17 protein-coding genes and 1 pseudogene are annotated in these 21,552 nt (G+C 63.7%); 8 read left to right on the top strand and 10 right to left on the bottom strand.

Annotated elements, in window-relative coordinates; translation table 11 throughout:
- On the bottom strand, positions 1–843 hold the full coding sequence (locus ACYG9Z_RS05010; protein ID WP_081725414.1) for an AraC family ligand binding domain-containing protein: 843 nt from the start codon (positions 841–843) through the stop codon (positions 1–3).
- Between the two features lie 246 nt (positions 844–1,089).
- On the opposite strand from ACYG9Z_RS05010, the gene melA (ACYG9Z_RS05005) reads away from it, so the two are divergent.
- The 6 genes from melA (ACYG9Z_RS05005) to melA (ACYG9Z_RS04980) all read left to right on the top strand — a co-directional run bounded on the left by melA (ACYG9Z_RS05005) (position 1,090) and on the right by melA (ACYG9Z_RS04980) (position 10,104).
- Positions 1,090–2,556 carry an alpha-glucosidase/alpha-galactosidase gene (gene melA, locus ACYG9Z_RS05005; protein WP_023752115.1) on the top strand — a complete coding sequence of 489 codons (1,467 nt, stop codon included), beginning with the start codon at positions 1,090–1,092 and terminating at the stop codon, positions 2,554–2,556.
- Between the two features lie 98 nt (positions 2,557–2,654).
- Complete coding sequence (locus ACYG9Z_RS05000) at positions 2,655–4,790, top strand: ABC transporter substrate-binding protein (RefSeq protein WP_023752114.1); 2,136 nt, start codon at positions 2,655–2,657, stop codon at positions 4,788–4,790.
- A gap of 99 nt (positions 4,791–4,889) precedes the next feature.
- On the top strand, positions 4,890–5,897 hold the full coding sequence (locus tag ACYG9Z_RS04995) for an ABC transporter permease (RefSeq protein WP_023668135.1): 1,008 nt from the start codon (positions 4,890–4,892) through the stop codon (positions 5,895–5,897).
- Positions 5,898–7,034 (top strand): ABC transporter permease, encoded by a 1,137-nt coding sequence (locus ACYG9Z_RS04990; protein WP_031204340.1) that lies wholly within the window; start codon positions 5,898–5,900, stop codon positions 7,032–7,034.
- Positions 7,035–7,044: 10 nt separating this feature from the next.
- Positions 7,045–8,712: an ABC transporter ATP-binding protein gene (locus ACYG9Z_RS04985; RefSeq protein ID WP_031244104.1), complete on the top strand. Its 1,668-nt coding sequence runs from the start codon at positions 7,045–7,047 to the stop codon at positions 8,710–8,712.
- Between the two features lie 21 nt (positions 8,713–8,733).
- On the top strand, positions 8,734–10,104 hold the full coding sequence (melA, locus tag ACYG9Z_RS04980; RefSeq protein ID WP_031244103.1) for an alpha-glucosidase/alpha-galactosidase: 1,371 nt from the start codon (positions 8,734–8,736) through the stop codon (positions 10,102–10,104).
- Positions 10,105–10,133: 29 nt separating this feature from the next.
- Here the strand turns inward: melA (ACYG9Z_RS04980) and ACYG9Z_RS04975 are convergent, their stop codons facing one another.
- Both ACYG9Z_RS04975 and ACYG9Z_RS04970 read right to left on the bottom strand, forming a co-directional pair.
- A complete protein-coding gene (locus ACYG9Z_RS04975; RefSeq protein ID WP_023752111.1) occupies positions 10,134–11,780 on the bottom strand; it encodes an acetolactate synthase large subunit in 1,647 nt (548 codons plus the stop codon).
- A 108-nt stretch (positions 11,781–11,888) separates the two neighbouring features.
- The gene (locus tag ACYG9Z_RS04970; protein WP_023752110.1) at positions 11,889–12,776 is read right to left on the bottom strand and encodes an AraC family transcriptional regulator; all 888 of its coding nucleotides are present in this window, start codon (positions 12,774–12,776) and stop codon (positions 11,889–11,891) included.
- Between ACYG9Z_RS04970 and ACYG9Z_RS04965 the strand changes: the two genes are divergently transcribed.
- A complete protein-coding gene (locus tag ACYG9Z_RS04965; protein WP_156931549.1) occupies positions 12,762–13,580 on the top strand; it encodes a glutathione S-transferase family protein in 819 nt (272 codons plus the stop codon). The genes ACYG9Z_RS04970 and ACYG9Z_RS04965 overlap by 15 nt on opposite strands.
- A 125-nt stretch (positions 13,581–13,705) precedes the next feature.
- Positions 13,706–14,266, top strand: a complete 561-nt coding sequence (msuE, locus tag ACYG9Z_RS04960; RefSeq protein WP_023749945.1) for an FMN reductase — start codon at positions 13,706–13,708, stop codon at positions 14,264–14,266.
- Positions 14,267–14,564: 298 nt separating this feature from the next.
- On the opposite strand, the gene ACYG9Z_RS04955 is transcribed toward msuE, so the two are convergent.
- From ACYG9Z_RS04955 to ACYG9Z_RS04925, 7 genes and pseudogenes are all read right to left on the bottom strand, one after another.
- Positions 14,565–15,596, bottom strand: coding sequence for a hydroxyacid dehydrogenase (locus tag ACYG9Z_RS04955; RefSeq protein ID WP_023752108.1), 1,032 nt, complete (start codon positions 15,594–15,596; stop codon positions 14,565–14,567).
- A gap of 256 nt (positions 15,597–15,852) precedes the next feature.
- Positions 15,853–17,298, bottom strand: coding sequence for an aldehyde dehydrogenase (locus ACYG9Z_RS04950; protein ID WP_023752107.1), 1,446 nt, complete (start codon positions 17,296–17,298; stop codon positions 15,853–15,855).
- A 94-nt stretch (positions 17,299–17,392) separates the two neighbouring features.
- Positions 17,393–18,173: pseudogene (locus ACYG9Z_RS04945) on the bottom strand (coniferyl-alcohol dehydrogenase).
- A 2-nt stretch (positions 18,174–18,175) separates the two neighbouring features.
- The gene (locus ACYG9Z_RS04940; RefSeq protein ID WP_023752104.1) at positions 18,176–19,240 is read right to left on the bottom strand and encodes a branched-chain amino acid ABC transporter permease; all 1,065 of its coding nucleotides are present in this window, start codon (positions 19,238–19,240) and stop codon (positions 18,176–18,178) included.
- Positions 19,237–20,133, bottom strand: a complete 897-nt coding sequence (locus ACYG9Z_RS04935) for a branched-chain amino acid ABC transporter permease (protein ID WP_023685279.1) — start codon at positions 20,131–20,133, stop codon at positions 19,237–19,239. Before ACYG9Z_RS04935 ends, ACYG9Z_RS04940 begins: the two co-directional genes overlap by 4 nt.
- Positions 20,130–20,858, bottom strand: coding sequence for an ABC transporter ATP-binding protein (locus tag ACYG9Z_RS04930; protein ID WP_023685278.1), 729 nt, complete (start codon positions 20,856–20,858; stop codon positions 20,130–20,132). The genes ACYG9Z_RS04935 and ACYG9Z_RS04930 overlap by 4 nt, the downstream gene beginning before the upstream one ends.
- The gene (locus ACYG9Z_RS04925; protein WP_460222906.1) at positions 20,855–21,529 is read right to left on the bottom strand and encodes an ABC transporter ATP-binding protein; all 675 of its coding nucleotides are present in this window, start codon (positions 21,527–21,529) and stop codon (positions 20,855–20,857) included. The genes ACYG9Z_RS04930 and ACYG9Z_RS04925 overlap by 4 nt, the downstream gene beginning before the upstream one ends.
- Positions 21,530–21,552: the final 23 nt, after the last annotated feature.

The following is a 21,552-nucleotide window of genomic DNA, read 5'->3' as shown; positions in this document are numbered from 1 at the left end:
CTATCGAAGGCTGCCCAGGCTGGCATACATGCCGGTGGTACGGAACTGCGTCGGGTTGATGCCGTAGAGCCGGCGGAAGACTTTCGAGAAATAGTTGGCGTCCTCGAAGCCGCACAGGATGGCGACCTCCTTGACCGGCAGGAAATCGGCTTTGGTTAGCAGCTTCGCCGCCCGCTGCAGCCGCTGCTGCAGCACGAACTCGGCCGGCGGAACGCCTTCGCTCTCGGCGAAGCAGCGCGAGAAATGGGCGCGGCTGAGGCCGCTGATCTGGACGAGCTCGGCCACGGGCAAGGGCTTGTCGAGATTGGCGTTGATATGATCGATGACCGGCTGCATGACGCTCTGTTTCTCAGTGAAGGCGTGCGAGCCGAAGACATCGTCGTAAAGCGCCATCGCCGCCTCATAGGCGATTGCCGAAGCAGCGCCAGGCGAAGCGCCGCCCTTGATCAGGCGCAGGCTGCAATCGGCGAGATGATCGATCGTCTCCGGCTGCAGCCGAAACACCGGGCCGGAGACGCTGAGTATGGATTTGTGGACGCGCAGCGCCTCCTCGCCATTCATCGAGATCCAGAAATATTCCCAACGGTCGCCCTTCTCCAGCCAGTAGCGATGGTTGTGTGGCACCAGCACCAGCAGCGTGTCGTTGGCCTGCAGGCGGTAGTTGCGGTTCTCGTAGCGCAGCTGGCCGGTGCCGCTGATCGTGTGCTGCAGCACGGTGAACGGTGTCTGGCCGCGCTTGCGCCCATCCCAGTCATAGGTCACGCCCTCGCGTACTTCATAGCCGGTGCTGGTCGGCATGGCATGCAGGCGCTGGCGGCCGCGCGGCAGCGAAATGGTGCGCATCAACTGTCCGTTGGCGATCAGATCATGCAGCACAAAATTACCCTCGAAAGCATAATCGTTCTCTGGCCGCGCCCTGGAATAACGGCATAATCCAAATCCTGAGAACGCGAAAGACCCGCGGTTTAGGAGCGGGCGGGGAGGAGAACGAGCCGGAATTCCGGCTCGAATGGCATGCGCGCCGAGGCGAGCCGCCATTCCCTTTCCTGTTGCTCCTTACCCGGCATTCGAATGCATCGAGGTGAGGTGATGAGTTTCAAAATCGCTATTATCGGCGCCGGCAGCGTCGGCTTCACCAAGAAGCTGTTCACCGATATTTTGTGCGTCCCGGAATTCAGCGACATCGAATTCGCGCTGACCGATCTCAGCGAACACAATCTGCAAATGATCAAGGCGATCCTCGACCGCATCGTCGAGGCCAACAAGCTGCCGACCAGGGTGACGGCGACGACCGACCGCCACAAGGCGCTGGAAGGCGCGCGCTACGTCATCAGCTGCGTGCGGGTGGGCGGGCTCGAAGCCTATGCCGACGATATCCGCATTCCCTTGAAATACGGCATCGACCAGTGCGTCGGTGACACGATTTGCGCCGGGGGCATCCTCTACGGCCAGCGCAACATCCCGGTCATCCTCGACTTCTGCGAGGATATATTGGAGGTCGCCGAGCCAGGCGCCAAATTCCTCAACTATGCCAACCCGATGGCGATGAACACCTGGGCGGCGATCGAATATGGCAAGGTCGATACGGTCGGCCTCTGCCACGGTGTCCAGCACGGCGCCGAACAGATCGCCGAAGTGCTCGGCGCCAAGTCGCACAGCGAACTCGATTATGTCTGCTCCGGTATCAACCACCAGACCTGGTTCATCGATTTGCGGCTCAACGGCCGCAGGATCGGCAAGGACGAACTGGTGGCTGCCTTCGAGGCGCATCCGGTCTATTCGCAGCAGGAAAAGCTGCGCATCGACGTGCTGAAGCGCTTCGGCGTCTACTCCACCGAAAGCAACGGTCATCTCTCCGAATATCTGCCCTGGTATCGCAAGCGGCCGGACGAAATCACCCGCTGGATCGACATGTCCGACTGGATCCATGGCGAGACCGGCGGCTATCTTCGCTACTCCACGGAAACCCGCAACTGGTTCGAGACGGAATATCCGCAATTCCTCGAAGCGGCGTCGAAGCCGCTCGACGTATCGAAGCGCTCGAACGAGCATGCCAGCCATATTCTCGAAGCGCTGGAGACGAACCGCGTCTATCGCGGCCACTTCAACGTCAAGAACACCGGCATCATCACCAATCTGCCGCAGGACGCGATCATCGAATCACCCGGTTTCGTCGATCGCTTCGGCATCAACATGGCGTCAGGCATCACGCTGCCGGAAGCCTGCGCGGCCACCTGCATGGCTTCGATCAACGTTCAGCGCATGTCGGTGCATGCGGCTGTTACGGGCGACATTGACCTGCTCAAGCTCGCGGTGCTGCACGATCCGCTGGTGGGTGCGGTGTCGACGCCGGAAGAGGTCTGGCAGATGGTCGACGAGATGGTCGTCGCCCAGGCGCGTTGGCTGCCGCAATACGCCGATGCCGTGCCGGCCGCCAAGGAGCGGCTTTCGAAATCGAAGGTGAAAACCCGCGACTGGGCGGGTGCGGCGCGGCGCAAAGTGCGCTCGATCGAGGAACTGCGCGCCGAAAAAACGGCTCTGAAACAGGCCGGCTGAGAATGCTGGCAGGCGGACAGCGGGAGGCCGGTTCGCCAATCAGCCGTCATGAATAGATGCGGGCAGCAGCAGACGTCGAAACATCTGGGAGGAACACAATGAGGAACTTTCGTGGAATTGGCATTCTCGCCGGGCGAAGAATTGGCATTCTCGCCGGGCGAAGAATTGGCATTCTCGCCGGGCTGGCGCTGAGCGTCTCGGCATCGGCGCTTGGCAGTGCATACGCGTCCGAGCCGACCACGCCGCCGGCGCCGGCGGCGTTTCCCGCCGAGGGCAAGATCAAATACGTCGCCCGCGATTCCATCCTGGAGTTCAAGGCGCTGCCCGAAAATCACGAGCCCGAGTGGGTCACCGAGAAATACGTCAAGACTGGCAAGCTGCCGCCGGTCAAGGATCGCCTGCCGAAGGAGCCGCTGGTGTTCAAGACCGGCAACATGCCGGACGGCATCGGCGTTTATGGCGACACCATGCGCCACGTCATTGGCGGCCGGCCGGAAGGCTGGAATTATGGCGCCGGCCAGACCCAAGGATGGGGCGGCATCGACATCGGCCTTTCGGAATGCCTGACGCGCACCGCGCCTTTGTTCCAGGTCGAGGCCAAGGACACCGAGCCGCTGCCCAACCTCGCCAGGAGCTGGGACTGGTCGAAGGATGGCCACACGCTGACCATGCACCTGGTCGAAGGCGCCAAATGGTCTGACGGCGTTGCCTTCAATGCCGACGATGTCATGTTCTACTGGGACGATGAGGTCGTCGACCCCAATGTCTCGCCGTTGAACGGCGCCACAGCGGAAACCTTCGGTGTCGGCACGACGCTGAAGAAGGTCGACGATTACACCGTCGAGTGGACCTTCAAGGACGCTTTCCCCAAACAGTATCTCTACGCCATGGCCTATGGCACCTTCTGCCCCGGCCCAGCGCATATCCTCAAGCCGCAGCATCCGAAGTACTCGAAGAATACCTACGAGCAGTTCAAGAACGCGTTCCCGCCGGAATATATGAACATTCCGGTGATGGGCGCCTGGGTGCCGGTGGAGTATAGGCCTGACGACATCATCGTCTTGCGCCGCAATCCCTACTACTGGAAGGTCGACGAGAAGGGCAACCAGCTGCCCTATCTCAACGAACTGCACTACAAGCTGTCGACCTGGGCCGACCGCGACGTGCAGGCGGTGGCAGGGGCCGCCGACTTCTCCAACCTCGAGCAGCCGGAGAATTTCGTCGCTTCGCTGAAGCGAGCGGCGGACAAGGACGCGCCGGCCCGGCTCGCCTTTGGCCCGCGCTTGATCGGCTACAATCTGCGCATGAACTTTTCCGCCAATGGCTGGGGCAATCCCGACGAACGCGGCCAGGCGATCCGCGAGCTCAATCGCAATGAGGACTTCCGCAAGGGCATCACCATGGCGCTCGACCGCAAGGCGCTCGGCGACTCGCTGGTCAAGGGGCCGTTCACCGCCATCTACCCCGGTGGCTTTTCCTCGGGCACCAGCTTCTATGACCGCAACTCGACTGTCTACTATCCCTTCGACATCGAGGGCGCCAAGGCGGAACTGGCCAAGGCTGGTCTCAAGGATACGGATGGCGACGGCTTCGTGAACTTCCCGGCCGGGACCGCCGGCGGCAAGAATGTCGAGATCGTGATGCTGGTCAACAATGACTACGGCACTGACAAGAGCCTCGCCGAAGGCGTCGTCGGCCAGATGGAAAAGCTTGGCATCAGGGTCGTGCTCAACGGCCTCAACGGCACCCAGCGTGATGCGTCGCAATATTCCGGCCGCTTCGACTGGCTGATCAGGCGCAACGAGCAGGAGCTGACCTCCGTCGTGCAGAACACCGTTCAACTCGCGCCCGTCGGACCCAAGACCAGCTGGGATCACCGCGCGCCCGAAAGCGGCGTGGTCGACCTGATGCCGTTCGAAAAGGAGCTTGTCGATATCGTCAACAAGTTCGTCTCCTCGTCGGACAATGACGAGCGCGCCAGCCTGATGAAGACGTTCCAGAAAATCTCGACGGAGCATGTCTACAATATCGGACTGACCGAATATCCCGGCGCCCTGATCATCAACAAGCGCTTCTCCAACATCCCGCAGGGAACGCCGATCTTCATGTTCAACTGGGCCGAGGATTCGATCGTGCGCGAACGCGTCTTCGTCGCCGCCGACAAGCAGCAGAAATACGAACTCTTTCCCGACCAGCTTCCCGGCAAGCCCGGCGACAAGGGTCCGACGAACTGAGTTTCCTCCCCTGGCTGACGCCCGGCCGCGCTGCGCGCGCGGCCGGGACGGAGTAAGGTCAGCGGCAACAGATTAGATCCAAGGAGGAGAAACGGTCCGATGCTGCGATTCCTGGCCATGCGCATAGCATCGGCGGTGCCGGTCATGGTCATCCTGAGCCTGGTCACCTTTGCCATCATCCAGGCGCCGCCGGGCGACTATGCCGACTATATCCGTTCGCAGCTCATCAACCAGGGCGGGGCGTCTTTTGCCGAAGCCGACGCGCAGGCGCAGGCCTATCGGGTCGAGCACGGCCTCGATAAACCGCTGCCCGTCCAGTACCTGAACTGGGTCGCCGGCATCATCACCCGCGGCGATTTCGGCTACAGCCTCTATTACAACAAGCCGGTCGCCGCAGTGGTCGGCGAGCGGCTGCCGCGCACGCTGCTGCTGGCGTTGGTCTGCCACCTGCTGGCCTCGGTGCTCGGCATCACCTTCGGCATCTGGGCGGCGACCAGGCAATACACATGGATCGACTCGGTGCTGTCGGCCATCTCCTTCCTCGGCATGACGGTGCCGCGCTTCCTGATGGCGCTGATCATCGTCTATCTCCTGGTCTTCCAGTTCAACGTGTCGGAGATCGGCAGCTTCTTCTCGCCGCAATATGGCGGCGCGCCGTGGTCGTGGGCGAAATTCGCCGACCTCGTCAAGCATGTCTGGCCGGTGGTGGCGATCGCCACCTTCGGCGGGCTCGCCTACAATATGCGCGTCATGCGCGGCAATCTGCTCGATACGCTGAACGCGCAATATGTCGAGACGGCCAAGGCCAAGGGCCTGACCGGCAGCGCCGTCGTCATGCGCCATGCCGTGCCCAACGCGCTGCACCCGCTCATCATGTATCAGGGCGTGGTGCTGCCCTACATGCTGACCGGCGAGATCGAGACGGCGATCATCTTTGCGCTGCCCACGGTCGGGCCCGCCATCGTCGGCTCGATGGCGGTCGGCGACGTTTATGTCACGGCGACCTTCATGATGGTGCTGTCGGCAACGCTGATCGTCGGCAACATCATCGCCGACATGCTGCTCGCGCTGCTCGATCCGCGCGTACGCCAGTTCAGGGAGAGCTAGATGCTGGCGCGTGACCCATCCCCGCCGCCGCCCCCGGCTGAAGCAACCGCGATTGCGACCCCACGCGGCAATGAGAGCTATATGGCGCTGGTCTGGCGCCGGCTGAGGCGCTCCTGGACCGGCATGGCCGGGCTGATCCTGGTGGTTCTTCTGGTGCTGATGGCGCTGTTCGCCGATTTCTTCGCGCCGATGGACCCCAAGGTGACCGATGTCGCTTTCGCCCCGCCGCAAGTGATGAGTTTTCACGACAGAGACGGGAATTTCGTGCTCCAGCCGCGGGTCTATGCGCTGGCGGATTCTGCTGACCTCGACCCGGTCACCTTCCAGCCGGTCGTCGGGCCGGATTACGAGCATCCGCGCCTGCTCGGCTTCTTCGTCAAGGGCGCCGACTACCGGCTGCTTGGCCTGATCCCCGCCAACCGGCATTTCTTCGCTTCGGCCGACGGCCAGCCGGTGCATTTTCTCGGCACCGACAAATTCGGCCGCGATGTGCTGTCGCGCGCCGTCCAGGGCTCGCGCGTCTCGCTGATGATTGCGCTGACGGTGGTGTTCATCATCACCGTCATCGGCACCACGGTCGGCATGGTCTCGGGCTATTTCGGCGGCCGCTTCGACGTCTGGATGCAGCGCTTCGTCGAGTTGGTGCTCGCTTTCCCGCAATTGCCGCTTTATCTTGCGCTGACGACGCTGATCCCGGTGACCGCGCCGACCAACGTCTTCCTCGCCTTCGTCATCATCGTCATGTCGGCGCTGGGCTGGGCGCAGATGTCGCGCGAGGTGCGCGGCAAGACTCTGGCGCTGGCGCGGATCGACTATGTGCGCGCCGCCATGGCGGTCGGCGCCACCGACATGCGTATCATCATGCAGCACATTTTTCCCAATGTGATGAGCCACGTCATCGTCGCCGTGACCATCGCCATCCCGACGGTGGTGCTGCTCGAAGCCTTTCTCGGTTTCCTCGGCTTCGCGGTGAAACCGCCGCTGATCTCGTGGGGGCTGATGCTGCAGGACACGGCTACCTATTCGGTCATCGGCACCTATCCGTGGATTCTGTCGCCGGTAGGCTTTGTGCTGATCACCGTCTTTGCCTTCAACGCGCTGGGCGACGGCCTGCGCGATGCCGTCGATCCTTATTGAGGTGGCCGGGATGACCGTAGCGCTCGCAGCCACCTTCGCACCAGCCGTCCGGCTCGACCATGCCGGCCGCCACGACCAACCCATCATCGATGCCCGCAACATCGAGGTCGCCTTCAAGGTCGAGCACGGCGTCGTCGACGCGGTGAAGGATGTCTCGTTCCAGCTTTATCGCGGCGAGACGATCGCCATCGTCGGCGAGTCCGGTTCCGGCAAATCGGTAACGGCCCGCGCTGTCATGGGGCTCTTGTCGAAGCGGGCCACCGTGTCGCCGAAATCCACAATCGACTATTGCGGGCAGGACATACTGAAGTTCCCCGAGAGCGCCCGGCGCAAGCTGCGCGGCAACCGCATTTCGATGATCTTCCAGGAGCCGATGAGCTCGCTCAACCCGATCTATACGGTCGGCAGCCAGATCGTCGAGGCGATCAGGGTGCATCGAAAGGTCAGCCGCAAGCAAGCCTGGGCGCGGGCGCTCGAGCTTTTGCGGCATGTCCAGATCCCCGAGCCGGAAGCGCGCATCAAACAGTATCCGCACCAGATGTCGGGCGGGCAGCGCCAGCGCGTTATGATCGCCATGGCGCTCGCCAACGACCCCGATGTGCTGATTGCCGACGAGCCGACGACGGCGCTCGACGTCACGGTGCAGGCGCAGATCCTCAATTTGATCCGCAATCTGCAAAAGGAACTCAGGATGGCGGTCATCCTGATCACCCACGACCTCACCGTGGTGCGGAAATTCTCGGACTATGTCTATGTCATGCAGCATGGCGAGATGTGCGAGCACAACGTTACCGAGCGGCTGTTCGCCGACCCGCAGCATGCCTATACCAAGCGGCTGCTCGCTTCAGAGCCGCACGGCAAGCCGCAGCCGCTGCCGGAAAACAGCGGCACCATCCTCGAGGCCCGCAATATGCGCGTCTGCTTCATGCTGCGCCATGGCAGCTTCCTGAAGCCGGACTGGCGCGAGCTCGTCGCCGTCGACGATCTCGGCCTGAAGCTTTGCCGCCACGAGACACTGGGGCTGGTCGGCGAATCCGGCTCCGGCAAGACCACCTTCGGTCTCGCCTTGCTCAAGCTCACCGAGGCCAAGCGCGGCGAGGTCAGCTTCGACGGCCAGCCGATCCACGGCCTGTCTCGCGCCGGGATGCGGCCGCTGCGCTCGCGCATGCAGGTCGTTTTTCAGGATCCGTTCTCGTCGCTTAACCCGCGTATGACGATCGGCCAGATCATCGAGGAAGGGCTGGTAGTCAACAGGATCGGCGCGACACGGCGCGAGCGGGTCGGTCGGGTTCGCGACGCCCTGGTCAGCGCCGGCATGCCCGGCGATATCCTGTCGCGGTTCCCGCACGAATTTTCCGGCGGCCAGCGGCAGCGCATCGCCATTGCCCGAGCCATCGCGCTGGAGCCCGAATTCATCCTGCTCGATGAACCGACATCGGCGCTCGACCTTTCGGTGCAGGCGCAGATCATCGACCTGTTGCGCAAGCTGCAGGACGAACGCGGCCTTAGCTATCTCTTCATTTCGCACGACCTCAAGGTGGTGCGCGCGCTCTGCCATCGCGTCATCGTCATGCAGAACGGCAAGATCGTCGAACAGGGGCCCGTCGACGAGGTCCTCACCCATCCCAAGACCGCCTACACCGAACGGCTCGTCAGGGCCGCCTTCGACGTGGCGTAGCAAAGTGCCGGAGGCTTAATAGTGGCAAGACATCCCAGGATCACCTTCATTGGCGCGGGTTCGACCGTGTTCATGAAGAACATTGTCGGCGACGTGATGCAGCGGCCATCGCTATCAGGCGCGACGATCGCGCTGATGGACATCAATCCGCAGCGGCTGGAAGAGAGCGCCATCGTTGTCAACAAGCTGATCGCGACTCTGGGCGTGAAGGCGAAGGCTGAGACCTATTCCGACCAGCGCAGGGCGCTCGCCGGCGCCGACTTCGTCGTCGTCGCCTTCCAGATCGGCGGCTTTGAGCCCTGCACCGTCACCGATTTCGAGGTGCCGAAGAAATACGGCCTGCGCCAGACCATTGCCGACACGCTCGGCGTCGGCGGCATCATGCGCGGCCTCCGGACCGTGCCGCATCTGTGGAAGATCTGCGAGGACATGCTGGCCGTCTGCCCCGACGCGATCATGCTGCAATATGTCAACCCGATGGCGATCAACACCTGGGCGATCTCAGAGAAATACCCTGAGATCAAACAGGTAGGCCTCTGCCACTCGGTGCAGGGCACGGCGATGGAACTGGCGCACGATCTCGACATTCCCTACGACGAGATACGCTACCGCTCGGCCGGCATCAACCACATGGCCTTCTACCTGAAGTTCGAGCACCGGCTGCCGGATGGCTCTTACCGCAACCTCTATCCGGACCTGGTCCGCGCCTATCGCGAAGGCAGGGCGCCTAAGCCGGGCTGGAACCCGCGCTGCCCCAACAAGGTGCGCTACGAGATGCTGACGCGGCTCGGCTATTTCGTCACCGAAAGCTCCGAGCATTTCGCCGAATACACGCCCTATTTCATCAAGGAAGGCCGCCCCGACCTGATCGACAAGTTCGGCATTCCGCTCGACGAATATCCCAAGCGCTGCATCGAACAGATCGAGCGCTGGAAGGGCCAGGCCGAGGCCTATCGCTCGGCCGACCGCATCGAGGTCGAGCAATCGAAGGAATACGCGTCCTCGATCATGAACTCGGTGTGGACCGGGGAGCCTTCGGTGATCTACGGCAATGTCCGCAACAATGGCTGCATCACCTCGCTGCCGGACAATTGCGCCGCCGAGGTGCCGTGTCTGGTGGACGCCTCCGGCATCCAGCCGACCTATATTGGCGAGCTGCCGCCGCAACTCACCGCGTTGATACGCACCAACATCAATGTGCAGGAACTGACGGTGCAGGCGTTGATGACCGAAAACCGCGAGCACATCTACCACGCGGCGATGATGGACCCGCATACGGCGGCCGAACTCGATCTCGACCAGATCTGGGCGCTGGTCGATGAGTTGCTGGCGACACATGGCGACTGGCTGCCGACCTGGGCGCGTGGGAGCGCCAAGGTCCGGGCCGCCTGAGCGCTGCTGCTGCGGTATCTACTCCACCGTCAGGCCTCCGGTGGCGCCGGCAACCGGTGGCGCAGTTCCTCGACCAGCACGCGCTCGTTCTCCGAATAGTCGATCGGAACGACGACGAGATGGACGCCACCGCCGGCAAAGGCCTGTTCAAGCGTCGATTGTATTTCTGAGACGGCGCCGACCCTGGTTCCCTTGGCGCCATAGGCCTCGGCATAGCGGACGAAATCGGGATTGCCGAAGGTCATGCCGAAATCGGGGAACTGGTCGACCGCCTGCTTCCAGCGGATCATGCCGAAAGCATTGTCCTCGATGATCAGCACGACCAAATTGAGCTTCAGCCTGACGGCGGTTTCCAGTTCCTGGCTGTTCATCATGAAGCCGCCATCGCCGCAGATCGCCATGACGCGGCGGCCGGGATAGAGCATCGCGGCCGTCATCGCCGAGGGCAGGCCGGCGCCCATCGTGGCCAGGGCGTTGTCGAGCAGCAGCGTGTTGGCGACGCGCGTGCGGTAGTTGCGCGCGAACCAGATCTTGTACATGCCGTTGTCGAGCGCCAGGATGCCATCGGCCGGCATCACCGCGCGCACGTCATGCACCAGACGCTGCGGCGTGAAACGGTCTTCGGTGGCGCGGGCGGCAATGCGGCTCAAAATCCCTTCGCGCAGCGGCAGTAGCGCCTGCGCGTTGGGGATCTTGCCCTCGAGGCGGTCGGCAAGCAGCCTGAGCGAAGCGCCGATGTCGCCGACCACTTCGGTCTGCGGGAAATAGACCTGCTCGACATTGGCCGGCTGGTAACCGACATGGATCACCTTCGGTCCCTTGTCGCCCATAATGAAGGGCGGCTTCTCGATCGTGTCGTGGCCGATAGTGATGATGAGGTCGGCCTGTTCGATGGCCTCATGCACATAGTCGCGCTCGGAGAGCGCGGCGGTGCCCATGTAGAGTTCGGTGCCGCCGGGCACCGTGCCCTTGCCCATCTGCGTGGTGAAATAGGGGATGCCGGTCCTGATCACGAACTGGGCGAGGTCGGAGGTCGAGCGCGGCCGCGATGCGGCGGCGCCCAGCATCGCCAGCGGACGCTGCGCCTTGATGATCATCTCGGCGGCGCGGTCGAGCGCAAGCGGGCTGGCCAGCGGAAGCTCGACCGGATGCGGCGGGATCAGCGCGACATCGTCGCACTCCTCGGCCGCGATGTCTTCGGGCAGTTCCAGATGCACCGGTCCCGGACGCTCCTCTTCGGCAATCCGAAACGCTTCGCGCACCACGGCGGGAATGGTCTTCGCCGAGATGATCTGGCGTGACAGCTTGGTCAACGGCTTCATCGCGGCGACGATGTCGACGATCTGGAAGCGGGCCTGGCGCGACGAGCGGATGCCCTTCTGCCCGGTGATCATGATCATCGGCATGGCGCCGAGCAGCGCATAGGCGGCACCCGTCGTCAGGTTCAGGGCGCCGGGTCCCAGCGTGGTGATGCACACACCTGGCTTGCCGGTGAGCCTGCCATGGGTGGCGGCCATAAAGGCGGCTGCCTGCTCATGGCGGGTCAAAATCAGCTGGATCGACGATTTGCGGATGGATTCGACGACGTCCAGGTTTTCTTCGCCGGGAATGCCGAAGATGCGATCGACGCCCTCATTCTCGAGGGCGGCAACAAGCAGGTCAGAACCTTTGGGCACGAAGCATCTCCTGGGGCAAAGCGGCGGCGAACCGCGGCGGGATATGATCAGACATAGTGCTGGAAAAGCCCTAGCGCGAGGCGCGGCCGCCGCCAATATCGCTCTGCCTTACAGATCCTTCCGTTTCCTGAATTGGCCGGGCGAGACGCCGGCGTGGCGCCTGAAGGCGGTGGAGAAGGCGGCTTCCGAGCTGTAGCCGACCGCCTCGGCGACTTGGCCCAGGCTCTTGCGCTCGTGCAGCAGCCGGCTGGCCTGCCGCATGCGGCAGCCGAAGAGATAGGCCATGGGCGCTTCGCCGACGAGATCGCGAAAGCGGGCGGCAAAGGTTGCCCTGGAGAGCCCGACCGCGCGTGCCAGGGTCTCGATCGTCCAGTCGTGGCCATAGGCTTCATGCAGGGTGGCGAGCGCTCTGGCGATCGCGGGGTCCTGCAATCCCCTCAGCCAACCTGGATTGTCCATGCTTTCCAGACCGGAGCGCAAGGCGCGCGTGACGATGGCCCCAGACAGGCGAGCCATGACCACGTCGCTGCCGGGACCTTCGTCGGTCGCTTCCACCAGCAAGGCCTCGACATAGCCACGCAGCCATTTGGGCAGACGGCCATTCGATCCCCGGATGTGAACGATGCGCGGCAGGCCGGCAAATGCCGGATGGTCGGCGTCGCGAAAGGCGAAGGCGCCGCACAGGATGACGGTCTTTTCGCCTTCGCCGCCGCTGCGAATACGCCCGGCTGCGGTTTGGGTCGCCAGTTCGGCGGCGGAGACGTTCGCGCTTTTGAGCGCGCCGGGCGACCGCAGCACATGCGGATCGGCGCGCGGTGCAATGATCAGGTCGCCGGCATCGAGAGGCTCGACATCTTCCTCACCGAACACCGCCTCGCATCGCCCCTTGATGACGACGTGAATGCCGCGAAGCCCAGCCTGGCTGAACGAGATCGCCCAGGGAGCGGCCAGTTCGAGGCGCCGGTACCCGGCGGCTGCGAAGTGCAATTCGCGCATGAGGGTAGCCAGGAGATCCACGCTTCGCTCCAGAAACAGACGATCGATAAATCAATCCAGACGCTGTCGAATAGCGCGCCGGCCTTACTGGACCTAGCTATGCCCGACAGGCCGCTTGTCGGCGATAACGAAACTCAGGAGTTATTCATGCCGCCAATCGAGCTTTTTGTCGCGCAGCTTTGTCCCTATGCGCACCGTGTCAGGCTCGCCCTTGCCGAGAAAGGCCTGCAGGCGACGGAAATCGAAATCGATCTGCGCAACAAGCCGGCGTGGTTCCTGAAACTCACGCCGACGGGAAAGGTGCCGCTGCTGCGCCATCAGGGGCAATATGTCAGGGAGTCGTCGATCATCTGCGAATATCTCGATGATGCATTCCCCGAACGGCCGATTTTCCCCAGGGATGCTCAGGCCCGCGCTGAGGCGCGCATCTGGATCAGCTTCGCCGACACGCAGCTTTACGCCCGGACGGCAACCATGATGCACAGTTCCGACGCTATGGTTCATAAGCGGATCAAGGCCCAGCTTGCCGACGATCTGCGCTTTGTGGAACAGCATGCCTTCGCCCTGCGAGGGGCGGACGAACGGTTTTTGCTGGGCTCGGAATTCAGCGCCGCCGACATCGCCTTCTATCCCTGGTTCGAACAGCTGTGCGTGCTTGAGAAATATCTGGGCTTCGTCATGCCGACCGAATGCGAGCGCCTGCTGCGGTGGCAGGAAACGGTTGCCGCCAGGGAGGCGGTGCGGACCTGCGCCAGGTCGCCCGGCTTCTACCTGGAATCCTATGGCCCGCTTCTCGCGGCCTGAGACGAGCGGGCAAACGGAAAAAAATTCCTCACTATGGTGCTGCAAGGTCAGTCATTTGCTTCTTGCGGCAGGCGCAAGCCTGTAAATATTCGGTATGAAACCCCGCCGCGAGAGGTGAGAGAAACATGCCCAATCCAACCGTCGTCGGGTTTTCCGGCAATTTCACCAGGCCGTCCAAGACGCGTGGTTTTGTCGACCAGGTTGTCAGGGATATTGCGCGCCAGCATGGCCTGTCGGCGAGCACCTATGACATCGAAGACCTCGGCCCGTCGCTCGGCGCTGCCAAATGGGCGCGCGATCTCGACGGCCAGGCACGGGCAATCTTCGACGGCGTCGTCAATGCCGATGTGCTGGTGGTGGGGTCGCCGACCTACAAGGGCAGCTACACCGGCCTGTTCAAGCACTTCTTCGATCTGTTCGATCCCGCCGCCTTGCGCGGCAAGCCGATGGTGCTGCTTGCCACCGGCGGCAACGATCGCCACGCGTTGATCGTCGAGCACCAGTTGCGGCCGTTGTTCGGCTTCTTCGAGGCGCTGACGCTGCCGACAGGGGTCTATGCCACGGACAAGGACTTTTCCGACGGCGTGCTGCGGGCCGAACCCATCCTGAAGCGCGTCGAGCAGGTTGTCGGCGAGGTCGGGCTGGTGCTGGCCAATCGCTCGCCAGCCGGCGTTGCTGCCGGATAGAGCGAGGCGGGCAGGCCGGCTCCGGCTTTGCTCGGAGTGAATAAAAAGGCCCGCCACCGACGCGAATCGTGACGAGCCTCCTTGGAGTAGGCCAGGCCTCCCACAGCCCGATTGCTTTCAAATCAATAGCCCGCCGGCTAGGCCTGGCGGGGCATCGATAGTAGGGTCTGGATCGAATGGGAGCGATCCGGCTGAAAAACGCCAATACCGGTCGAAGGTTCCCGGTCATCCTGAGCGGCGATGACAAAGGGGTTTAGCCCAACTGCGAAATCCATCTCAGGCGGATTTATCGCGACAACTAGTTCCTGTCCGCCGGCTTCGAACGCATCCTTGCTACCGTCTCGCGCTCGGCGCGCTTGGAGCGCAGCGGCGGCAGGCCGCGGTCGATCAGGTCCATGTCCTCCAGCACCATGTCGCCCATGCGCTTGAAGGCGATGTCAAGCGCACCGGCGCGGTGGGCGGAGCGCAGGAAGCCGGGGATCGTTCGGACCGGATGGTCCTGCGCCAGCGGTTCTTCAGGGAAGACATCGCTGGCGGCGACGATGTGGCCGCTTTTCACCGCCGCCATCAGGGCAGGGAAGTCGACGACGCCGGCGCGGCTGAGCAGGATGAAGGCGGCGCCCTTGCGCATGGAGGCAAAAGCATTGGCACCGAGAAAGCCCTGATTCTCTGAGGTCACCGAAGCGACGACGAAGACGAAATCGCTGGTCGACAGCACCTCGTCCAGCGAGGCCGGCTCGACGCCACTGTCGATCAGGATCGATGGCGGCAGCCAGGGATCGAAGACCTTGGTGCGGGTGCGAAAACCCGACAGCAGTCGGTTGAGCGCACGGCCGAGATCGCCGAAGCCGATGATGCCGACATCGGCGCCGGACAGAAGCCGCGCCGTCAAATTGCCGTCGCCGCCCCACAGCTCTTCGCCTTTGCGGAAGGCGAGGTCGGCATCGACGATGTTGCGGGCGAGGTTGAGCGCCATGGCGAGGCCAAGCTCGGCCGCCGGCTCGGCGAAGACGAGGCCGGTGGTGACGACATGGATGCCGCGCGCAAACAGCGTCTCATAGGGCATGTTGTTGATGAGGTTGGTCTCGACATTGAAGACGCAACGCAGCGCCTGCATCCGGTCCAAGGTCTCGGGCGAGATCGGCGGCTGGCCGATAATATAGCGGGCTTCGGCAAGCACGTCGGCGGGCAAGTTCGCCACCCCCTCGGCCGTCGTCTCGACGACGCGGTAATGCGCTTTGAGGCGCGCCAGCTGCGGTGAGGTGAAGATCAGGTCGAGCGTGCGTGGTTCCGGCGCGCTGATGACCAGCGGCAGGGCCTTGTTTGGCATAACGATTCCTCCCCGGCGCGATGCGTATCGCGTATTCTTGCTTTGCACTTGTGGTAGTCCCCAAAACCGCTTGCCGCCGTCCGGCGGCATGTGCTTGAGGGGTAAAATACCCACCATTAAACGATTTACAACTCCGGGAGGGGCCGCCGATCGCGCGGCTCGAGCCTTGCCGGGTTTTGATGCGGGAATCCGTTGGCTCGCCAGGCAACCGGCCCTGAGGGCTCCTTCCCTTCTCCCCCTGTCGGAGAAGGTGCAGTCAAAACGGATAGTGCTGCCCCGGATCCTCGATGGTTAGCCAGCGCAGGTCGGTGAACTCGGCAATCGAGGCCTTGCCGCCGAAGCGGCCGTAGCCTGAACCCTTGACGCCGCCGAACGGCATTTGCGCCTCGTCGCCGACGGTCGGGCCATTGATGTGGCAGATGCCAGCTTCGATGCGCGCGGCAACCGCCATGGCACGGCGGATGTCGCGGCTGAACACGGCTGAAGACAGGCCGTATTCGGTATCGTTGGCGACACGTACCGCTTCGTCCTCGCCCTTGACGCGGATCACCGGCTTGACCGGGCCGAAAGATTCTTCCGAATAGACGCGCATTGCCGGCGTCACGTGGTCGAGCAATGTCGCCTCGACCACGGTTCCGGTGCGCTTGCCGCCGGCCACAAGCCTGGCGCCCTTGGCGACGGCGTCGGCAACCAGTTCTTCCATCTTGTCGGCGGCCTGGCTGCTGATCAGCGAACCGAGCACGACATGGCCGCGCGGGTCGCCGGCCGGCAGCTGCGCCGCGCGGGCGGCGAGCTTGGCGACGAATTCGTCGGCGACCTTTTCATCGACGACCAGACGCTCGGTCGACATGCAGATCTGGCCCTGATGCATGTAGGCGCCGAAGGTCGCCGCATTGACCGCCGCATCGATGTCGGCATCGTCGAGCACGACCAGCGGCGCCTTGCCGCCGAGTTCGAGCAGCGCCGGCTTCAAGTGACGGCCGGCGAGTTCGGCAATGATCCTGCCGACCTTGGTCGAGCCGGTGAAGTTGACACGCCTGACTGCAGGGTGCGCGACCAGTGTTTCGACGATTGCCGCTGCGTCCTTGGGGTCATTGGTGACGACATTGATGACGCCCTTGGGCAGGCCGGCCTCGACCAGCACCTGGCCGATCAGCCGGTGTGTCCCCGGGCACATTTCGGAGGCTTTCAGCACAACCGTGTTGCCGCAAGCGATCGGCATGGCGATGGCACGGGTACCGAGGATAACCGGTGCATTCCACGGCGCGATGCCGAGGCAGACGCCGGCCGGCTGGCGGATCGCCATGGCGAGCGTGCCGGGCTTGTCGGAGGGGATGACCTCGCCCGAAATCTGGGTCGTCATGGCGGCTGCCTCGCGCAGCATTTTGGCGGCGAGCATGACGTTGAAGCCGGCCCAAGGGCCGGTGGCGCCGGTTTCTTCCATCATCAATTTGGTGAACTCGCCGACCTTGGAGTCCATGACATCGGCCGCCTTGGACAGCAAAGCGCGGCGCTCGCCCGGTCCGGTGTTCGACCAGCTCTTGAAGGCGACGGCCGCGGCTTCCACCGCGGCATTGGCGTCGGCGATGCTGGCTGCGGCAGCGCGGGTCGCCAGCTTGCCGGTGAACGGGTCCATGCGCTCGTAAGAGGCTGAGCCGGAGGCATCCCTTTTGTCGCCGTCGATCAGAAGTCCGATGTCCATTGTTCTCTCCCTCGCTCGCCATCGAGCGTCTTTTCTATCTATTATCGACCACGATCTGATCCGAACACCGGCTTCCACTTTTCGGGATCATGGTCTAGAAGCCGAGCACCTCGGCATTGATCGATGCTTCAAGCCCACCGTCAACCGGCACATTGGCGCCGTTGACCCAGCGTGCGCCGTCCGAGCACAGGAACAGCACGACAGGCGCGATGTCGCCCGAGGTTCCGGCGCGTCCGACCCTGGCGATGTCGCTGTCGACGCGGGCGTCACCCAGCACATTGCGGAACTGTTTGAGGATCGGCGTCTCGACCGGGGCTCACTGCATTGACGCGGATGCCGCGGCTCCTGAACAGGTCCTGATGTGCGGCGCGCTGCGTCCACAACAGCAGCAGCTCCTTGGAAACGGAATAGCCTTCCTCGTTCTTCACCTGATGGTCGGCGACCACCTCCGCCACGTCGGGAAAGCCTTCGATGCCGACCATCGATGCCGCGCGGTTGAGATTGGCCCGCCAGCCATAGCCGGCGATCGAGGCGACGTTGGCCACGGCGCCGCCCTCACGAAGTCTTGGTGCGAGACCTTCCGAGAGCGCGCGCAGGCCGTAGAAGTTGACGGCCAGTGTCGACACCGCACCGGTGTTGCCGGGGAGGCCGGCGACATTGCAGAGCGCATCGATGCGCTGCGGCAGGCGCCCGAGGAGATCGTCGACGCCGGCCTTGGATGAGATGTCAGCCTTGACGAAACTGCCGGCCGATGCTGCCGGTTCACGCATATCGACGCCGATCACGTCAGCGCCCAGTTGGCCGGCAAGTTCGGCCGTGCGAGCGCCGATACCAGAGGCGACACCGGTGATGAGGATGGTCTTGCCGAACAGCATGGTCACGCCTTTTCACTATGCGTTGCGGCCTGTTGCGGCGAAGGCGTCGCGTCACTATCGCCGGCGTTTGCCGGCAGCCTGACCCGGTAGCCGACCGGCAGCAGGCGCAGGCCAAAGCGCTCCTCCAGCGTTCCCCACAGGCCGCGCGGCAGGAAGAGCGAGAACAGCACCGCCGTGGCGCCGAGGCCGATCAGATACCAGACGCCGGCGCCGCCGAACCAGGTCTCGATGAGGAAGAACAGCAGCGCACCCAGAATGGCGCCCTCGAAGGTGCCGATGCCGCCGACCAGCACCATGAAGATCATGTAGGCGGTCCACTGGACGTTGAAGTAGGTTTTCGGCTGGAAGGTGATCGACGTGGCCAACCACAGCGCGCCGGCCATGCCGATACCGAAGGCGGCGAGCACGAAGAGCAGCCGCTTGGTTCCGGTGACGCGCACGCCGACCGATGCCGCGGCCTCCTCATTGTCCCTGATGGCGCGGATGGCCGCACCCGTGCTGCCACGCAGCAGGCTAAACAGGATGGCAAGGAGCGCCGTCATCGCGGCCAACGCCAGCCAGTAGATCGTCGCCCGCCTGGAACCGGCGTCATAGATGTTGAGCGAGATCAGCGACGTCCCGGTCTCGCCTTGCACCAGCCGGTCGAGATTGACCAGCAGATGGGTGAGCGCCGCGATCACCCACATGCCGATGGCGAACTCGCCGTTCTTAAGCTTCAGCATGAACAGCGACATTGGCCAGGAGATCGCGCCGACGATGATCGCCGAAACGAACAGCGAGGCGAACGGGTTGAGGCCGGCATCGGCCAGACGGATGGCGAAATAGGCGCCGAGGCCGAAGAACACTTGCTGTCCAACCGAAACCAGCCCGCCGAAGCCGGCCAGCGCGTTCCACATCGCTGCCAGGATCACATAGATGAACAAGGCGGTAAGGCGGTCGACGGCGCCGGCCGACAGGAAGTGCGGCGCGATGCCAAGCAGCGCGATGATGACGACGACCGCAATCGCCGAGATGCGCGAGGCGGAGGTGCCGCGCTCGATGACGGGGTCGTTTAAAACCGCGCTCATGATGCTTTCCTCGCGGGCAGGCGCAGCAGGCCGCGCAGGCCAAGGCCGGAGGTGGAGAGCCGGATGAACAGCACGATCAGGAAGGCGACATGGCCGCCGATCAGAAAACCTTGCGGATGGATCTGCGCGCCGAGCGTCTGGGCGAGCGCCAGAACGATGCCGCCGACCAGCGTGCCCCATAGCGAACCGGCGCCGCCGATCACCGCCGCCTCGAAAGCGAACAGCAATTGAGGTGCGCCGGTATAGGGATCGAAGGTGGCGCGCATGGCGAGGAAGGCGCCGGCCAGCCCAACGGTGACCATGGCGATGGCGGCGGCGAGGGCATTGGCGCGGCGCGCATCGACGCCGACGAGACCGGCCGTGTCGGGATCTTCCGACGTGGCGCGGATCGAGCGTCCAAGCCTGGTGCGGGTGAGGAACAGCTGCAGTCCGCCAAGCAATATGACGGCGGCGGCGAACATGATCACGGCAAGCTTGCCGACATAGATGCTGCCCGGCCATTCCCAGGAATCGTAGGAGAGGCTGCCGATATAGGGCGCCAGCGAACGTGTGTCGGCGCCGAACTGCTCGAACAGCGCATTGTCGATGACGATGGCGAGGCCGAACGTGGTCAGGATCGGCAGGAGCGCGCCGCCGCGGGCGCTGCGCTCGAGCAGGAAGCGCTGCAGCGCCCAGCCGATGGCCGCCATCAGCGGCAGCACGATGAGCAGGCCGACGAAGGGCGAGATATGGAATTGCGAGGCGAGCCACCACAGCGCGTAGGCGGAAAACACGGCCAGGCTGCCATGCGCGAGGTTGATTATGCGCATCACCGAAAACATGAAGGAGAGGCCGCAGGCGATCAGCGCGTAGTAGCCGCCGAGCAGGATGCCCTGGACGATCTGGTTGCTCATGCCGGCACACTCCCGGCGCTTTTTCTGTGCAGACCAAAATAGGCTTTCGTCACTTCATCGCGGGACATGCCCTTGCTCGGGCCTTCCAGCGCGACGCGTCCTTCGAGCATGCAGATGACCTTGTCCGAGACCGAGAGCGCGCGATTGAGGTCCTGTTCGACCAGGATGATCGTCGTGCCGGAGCTGATCAGGCCTTGCAGCGAAGCGTATACGCGGTCGACCACCAGCGGCGACAGGCCGAGCGAGACCTCGTCGAGCAGCAGCAGTTCGGGATTGCTCATCAAAGCGCGGCCGATGGCGGTGGCCTGCTGCTCGCCACCGGAGAGATGCCCGGTCTTGGCATGGCGGCGCGGCTTCAGATTGGGGAACGTGTCGAGCACTCGTTCCACGCTCCAGTCGCCGGGACGGCCGGCGGTCTTGCCAAGCAGGAGGTTCTCCTCGACCGTCATTTGCACGAACAGTTTTCGCCCTTCCGGCACCAGCGCGACGCCCATGCCGACGCGCTTGTGCGAGGGAACGCCGGTGATATCGGCGCCATTCAGCAGCACGCGGCCGGCCGTCGGCTCATGGGCGCCGGCGATCGCCCGCAGCAGCGTCGTCTTGCCGGCGCCGTTGGCGCCGACCAGCGCCAGCGTTTCGCCGCGCTCGATCGTAAAGCTCACACCGCGCACCGCCTGCAACAGGCCATGGCGGACGACCAGATTCTCGATTGCGAGCAGGCTCATTTCGGGCCTCCGCCGAGATAGGCGCGCACGACTTCCGGGTCGGCCATCACCGCTTGCGGCTCGCCATCGGCGATGATCTTGCCGGCGTCCATACAGATCAGCCGCTCTGCCACCTGCAGCAGGATGTGGACGATGTGCTCGATCCAGACGATGCCGATCTTGCGGCGGCGCAATTCCTTGATGGTATCGACAAGTTCGCTCGCCTCGCCATCGGTCAGTCCGCCGCCGATCTCGTCGAGCAGAAGCAGCGTAGGCCTTGCCGCGAGCGCGCGGGCAAGTTCCAGCCGCTTGCGGTCGAGCAGGCCGAGCGTTTCGGCGCGCCGGTTGGCCACGCCCATCATGCCGCACAGTTTCAGCGACTCCAGCGCCTCTTCATAGGCCTCGTCGCGGGCGAGACCGGCGCCATGCGACGCGGCAACAAAAACGTTCTCGAACGTGGTCATGCCGCTGAACGGCTTGGGCACCTGGTGCGTGCGCACCAGGCCGAGACGACAGCGCGCTGTAGCCGGCATCACGGTCACATCGCCACCCTTGAAGGCGACCGTGCCGGCGCTCGGCGGGAAGGCGCCTGATAAGATGCTGAGCAGCGTCGTCTTGCCGGCGCCGTTCGGGCCGACGATGCCGACGGCCTCATCGGCATTCATGGCGAAGTCGACATCGTCGAGCACCACCAGCGCGCCGAAGCGTTTCTGGA

The sequence above is a fragment of the Mesorhizobium sp. RSR380A genome (assembly GCF_054719385.1).
This window is presented reverse-complemented; position numbering and strand designations above follow the sequence as displayed.

What these genes read in the sequence shown, in the direction of transcription:
- msuE (WP_023749945.1), top strand. Translation starts at nt 13,706, where the DNA reads ATGCCCAATCCAACCGTCGTCGGGTTTTCCGGCAATTTCACCAGGCCG.
- ACYG9Z_RS04950 (WP_023752107.1), bottom strand. Translation starts at nt 17,298, where the DNA reads ATGGACATCGGACTTCTGATCGACGGCGACAAAAGGGATGCCTCCGGC.
- ACYG9Z_RS04930 (WP_023685278.1), bottom strand. Translation starts at nt 20,858, where the DNA reads ATGAGCCTGCTCGCAATCGAGAATCTGGTCGTCCGCCATGGCCTGTTG.
- melA (WP_023752115.1), top strand. Translation starts at nt 1,090, where the DNA reads ATGAGTTTCAAAATCGCTATTATCGGCGCCGGCAGCGTCGGCTTCACC.
- ACYG9Z_RS04990 (WP_031204340.1), top strand. Translation starts at nt 5,898, where the DNA reads ATGCTGGCGCGTGACCCATCCCCGCCGCCGCCCCCGGCTGAAGCAACC.
- ACYG9Z_RS04935 (WP_023685279.1), bottom strand. Translation starts at nt 20,133, where the DNA reads ATGAGCAACCAGATCGTCCAGGGCATCCTGCTCGGCGGCTACTACGCG.
- ACYG9Z_RS04955 (WP_023752108.1), bottom strand. Translation starts at nt 15,596, where the DNA reads ATGCCAAACAAGGCCCTGCCGCTGGTCATCAGCGCGCCGGAACCACGC.
- ACYG9Z_RS05010 (WP_081725414.1), bottom strand. Translation starts at nt 843, where the DNA reads ATGCGCACCATTTCGCTGCCGCGCGGCCGCCAGCGCCTGCATGCCATG.
- ACYG9Z_RS05000 (WP_023752114.1), top strand. Translation starts at nt 2,655, where the DNA reads ATGAGGAACTTTCGTGGAATTGGCATTCTCGCCGGGCGAAGAATTGGC.
- ACYG9Z_RS04995 (WP_023668135.1), top strand. Translation starts at nt 4,890, where the DNA reads ATGCTGCGATTCCTGGCCATGCGCATAGCATCGGCGGTGCCGGTCATG.
- ACYG9Z_RS04985 (WP_031244104.1), top strand. Translation starts at nt 7,045, where the DNA reads ATGACCGTAGCGCTCGCAGCCACCTTCGCACCAGCCGTCCGGCTCGAC.
- ACYG9Z_RS04970 (WP_023752110.1), bottom strand. Translation starts at nt 12,776, where the DNA reads ATGCGCGAATTGCACTTCGCAGCCGCCGGGTACCGGCGCCTCGAACTG.
- ACYG9Z_RS04940 (WP_023752104.1), bottom strand. Translation starts at nt 19,240, where the DNA reads ATGAGCGCGGTTTTAAACGACCCCGTCATCGAGCGCGGCACCTCCGCC.